This window comes from Streptococcus sp. 1055, from assembly GCF_013276815.1.
GTDB classification, from domain to species: Bacteria; Bacillota; Bacilli; order Lactobacillales; family Streptococcaceae; genus Streptococcus; species Streptococcus pseudopneumoniae.
Window position 1 is genome coordinate 1 of sequence record NZ_VMLT01000092.1, and the last position, 3,436, is coordinate 3,436.

A 3,436-nucleotide genomic window follows, 5' to 3' on the forward strand; every position below is an offset into this window, starting at 1 on the left:
TTGATTTCATATTACTATTATATAATGCTTTTTGATTTTAGTTTAGTATTATCGTAGAAAATGGACTCGGTGCTATGGATAAACCGGATGAGAATGGTTATGTAGCAGATGACTATCGGATTACTTACTTAGAGGCCCACATCAAGGCCATGCGAGATGCCATTTACCAAGACGGGGTTGACTTGCTTGGTTATACGACTTGGAGATGTATCGATCCGGTTTCAGCTGGCACAGGGGAAATGAATAAGCGCTATGGCTTTATCTATGTAGATCGAGATAATGTAGGAAATGGGACTCTCAAACGTAGCAAGAAGAAGTCCTTCTATTGGTACAAGGATGTCATTGATAGCAATGGAGCAAGCATCGAGTAGAGCACATTTGTTTACTATTTTTATAAAATCTTCTCCCTGCTTTATAAGATGTAAAAAAGAGTTCAAATGGAACTCTTTTTTTGTTATAATGAAGGAAGAAAGATCAGACAGGAGAATAAAATGTCAGAACCATTATTTTTACAATCAGTTATGCAAGAAAAAATCTGGGGTGGAACCAAGCTACGTGATGAGTTTGGCTACGACATCCCAAGTGAAAAAATAGGGGAATACTGGGCTATCTCAGCTCACCCAAATGGAGTTTCTAAAGTTGCCAATGGTAGTTTTGAGGGAACAGATCTAGCTACTTTGTATGCAGAACACCGTGAATTGTTTGGCAATCGTCCTGAGCCTGTATTTCCGCTTTTGACTAAGATTCTGGATGCCAACGACTGGCTCAGTGTTCAAGTTCATCCAGATGATGCTTATGGACTCGAGCATGAAGGCGAGCTTGGAAAAACAGAGTGCTGGTACATCATCGCTGCGAATGAAGGTTCAGAGATTATCTACGGCCACAATGCCAAGTCAAAAGAAGAACTCCGCCAGCAAATCGAGGACAAGAATTGGGATGACTTGCTGACAAAAGTGCCTGTTAAGGCTGGAGATTTCTTCTATGTGCCAAGTGGCACCATGCATGCCATTGGGGCTGGCATCTTGATTCTTGAAACCCAGCAGTCTAGCGATACCACCTATCGCGTCTATGACTTTGACCGCAAGGACGATAAGGGCAACTTGCGTGAACTTCATCTTGAAAAATCCATTGATGTCTTAAACATTGGTGAGCCTGCAAATAGCCGTCCTGTAACTGTTAAAGCAGATGATTTGCGTTCCACTCTCCTTGTATCCAATGATTTCTTTGCAGTTTACAAGTGGGAAATTACTGGAAAAGTTGACTTCGAAAAGACAGCTGACTACAGCTTATTGAGTGTCTTAGCCGGTCAAGGTCAACTGACTGTTGACGGGAAAAATTATCCAATCCAAAAAGGCAGTCACTTTATCTTACCAAGTGATGTTGAAGCTTGGACTCTGGAAGGGCAAGGTTTGGAAGTGATTGTTAGCCATCCATAAAAAAGAAAGGGCCTGAGTTTACTACTCAAGTCCTTTTTGATTACATAAATTGGGCGATGAAGACCACGATGATGATGATTGGAATGACGAAACGAAGAAGGAAGAGCCAGACTTGGAACAGTCCCTGTTTCCATGCGGTTTCATCAAGATGGAGTTCCTCCATTGCAAGAGCCTTTTTAAAGATATAGCCTGTAAAAAGTGAAAGGCAGAGAGCTCCAAATGGCATGAGGAGATTGGAAACCAAGAAGTCCATAGCGTCAAAGAAGGTCTTCCCAAAGATGTGAGCATCCGCCATGACACCGTAAGATAGGGCTGAGGGAATGCCAAAGACAAAGGTCAAGATTCCCAAAATGGCACGCTTGCTGTTGTCCTGGTTGGTGATATTGCCCACATTGATTTCCAGCATAACGACGGAAGAAGTGACTGTCGCAAAGAGGAAGAGCAAGAGGAAGAGGATGTAGAAAATGGTTCCAAAAGGCATCTTGTCAAAGAGTTGAGGCAAGACGATAAAGAGCAAGCTCGGTCCCCCTTCAGACTGGATATTGAAGGGGGACCGAGCTTGGAAAATGGCTAGACCTGCCATGATGGATATCGAGATATTCATGGCTACGATGGAGATTCCTGACTGGACTAGATTGGTTTTCTTGTCCAAGTAAGAAGCATAGGTCAACATGACAGTAACCCCTAGTGAGAGGGCAAAGAAAGATTGTCCCAGAGCATAGAGGGGACCAGCGCTAGTCAGTTTTGAAAAGTCTGGTTTGAGGAAGTAAAGAACCCCTTCCATGGCATTTGGCAAACTGAGAGAGCGCCCGATGATGACGACAAAGATGATAAAGAGCAGAGGCATCATGACTTTCGAAGCTCTTTCAATCCCTTTTTGAACCCCACGTGATACAATAAAGATGTTCAACAGGATAAAGGCTGCTTGAGCTCCAAGCGCAATGGCTGGATTTGAAATGATTGAAGTAAATAATTGAGCATAATCACCCGTTCCACCAATTTGGAACAATTTTCCAAACTCAATGCCTAGATAAACCAGAATCCATCCCCCAATAACACTGTAGAAAGATAAGAGGATAAAGAGGGCAAAGGCACCAATCCAACCGATAAAGTTGTACTTACTATTCTTGCCGAGTTTTCCAAAGGTTTTGATAGCTGAAACACCAGCACTTCGGCCGAGGGCAAACTCAGCAAGCAAAAGGGGAAAACCGATTAGAATAGTGGAGATGAGAAAGACTAGTAAAAAGCCACCTCCGCCATTAGCAGCAGTCATATAGGGGAATTTCCAAACGGCTCCAAGTCCGATGGCTGAACCAGCAGATGCTAGGATAAAGCCCAGTTTAGAACCCCATTGAGATTTTTCAGACATAGTTAAACTCCTAAAATTAGTATTACAAAAGAAAAAGCTACTGCCCTTGGCAAATAGCCTCGTAAGTACTCAAGATGAGCGTTTCTTTTGATTGATAGACTTGACTATCCTATCATGTTTTCTAAGGTCTGTCAAGAAAACCATTTTCATGTTATGAGAAAGTAAAAAATTTCGCAACAACGCTTGACTCTGACCTAAGGGGAGGGGTTATACTATCATTGTAAGGAGGAAATCATGTACCATATAAAAGAAGCTGCCCAGCTTTCAGGTGTCTCTGTTAAGACCCTACACCACTACGACAAGATAGGACTCTTAGTTCCTTTAAAGTCGGAAAACGGCTATCGAACCTATAATCAGGAGGATTTGGAACGCCTTCAGGTTATTCTTTACTATAAATATCTAGGTTTTTCTTTAGAAAAAATAGCAGAGCTGTTAAAGGAAGATAGATCAGATTTGTTGCCTCACTTGATCAGACAGTTGGACTATTTGACCAGAGAAAGGCAACATCTGGATACCTTGATTTCCACCTTGCAAAAAACCATTCAAGAACATAAAGGAGAAAGAGAAATGACTATTCAAGAGAAATTCGCTGGATTTAACTACCAAGACCATCAATCAAAACCACCAGTGT

The 3,436-nt window shown here is 42.1% G+C and carries 3 protein-coding genes and 1 pseudogene; 3 read left to right on the forward strand and 1 reads right to left on the reverse strand.

All coding sequences use genetic code 11. The features are described from left to right. Window positions 1-50: 50 nt before the first annotated feature. A pseudogene (locus HT699_RS08175) lies at window positions 51-371 on the forward strand (family 1 glycosylhydrolase); the annotation flags it as partial. Between the two features lie 120 nt (window positions 372-491). Further along, window positions 492-1,436, forward strand: a complete 945-nt coding sequence (gene manA, locus HT699_RS08180) for a mannose-6-phosphate isomerase, class I (RefSeq protein WP_050223723.1) — start codon at window positions 492-494, stop codon at window positions 1,434-1,436. A gap of 40 nt (window positions 1,437-1,476) precedes the next feature. Here manA and HT699_RS08185 read toward each other — a convergent pair whose 3' ends face one another. Further along, window positions 1,477-2,805 (reverse strand): sodium-dependent transporter, encoded by a 1,329-nt coding sequence (locus tag HT699_RS08185; protein WP_172934250.1) that lies wholly within the window; start codon window positions 2,803-2,805, stop codon window positions 1,477-1,479. A gap of 234 nt (window positions 2,806-3,039) precedes the next feature. Here HT699_RS08185 and HT699_RS08195 point away from each other — a divergent pair. Beyond that, a partial coding sequence (locus HT699_RS08195; RefSeq protein WP_172934249.1) for a MerR family transcriptional regulator occupies window positions 3,040-3,436 on the forward strand: 397 nt, incomplete at its 3' end.

Bases quoted from the DNA above. Each gene is read 5' to 3' on its own strand.
- HT699_RS08185 (WP_172934250.1), bottom strand. From the start codon at position 2,805: ATGTCTGAAAAATCTCAATGGGGTTCTAAACTGGGCTTTATCCTAGCA.
- manA (WP_050223723.1), top strand. From the start codon at position 492: ATGTCAGAACCATTATTTTTACAATCAGTTATGCAAGAAAAAATCTGG.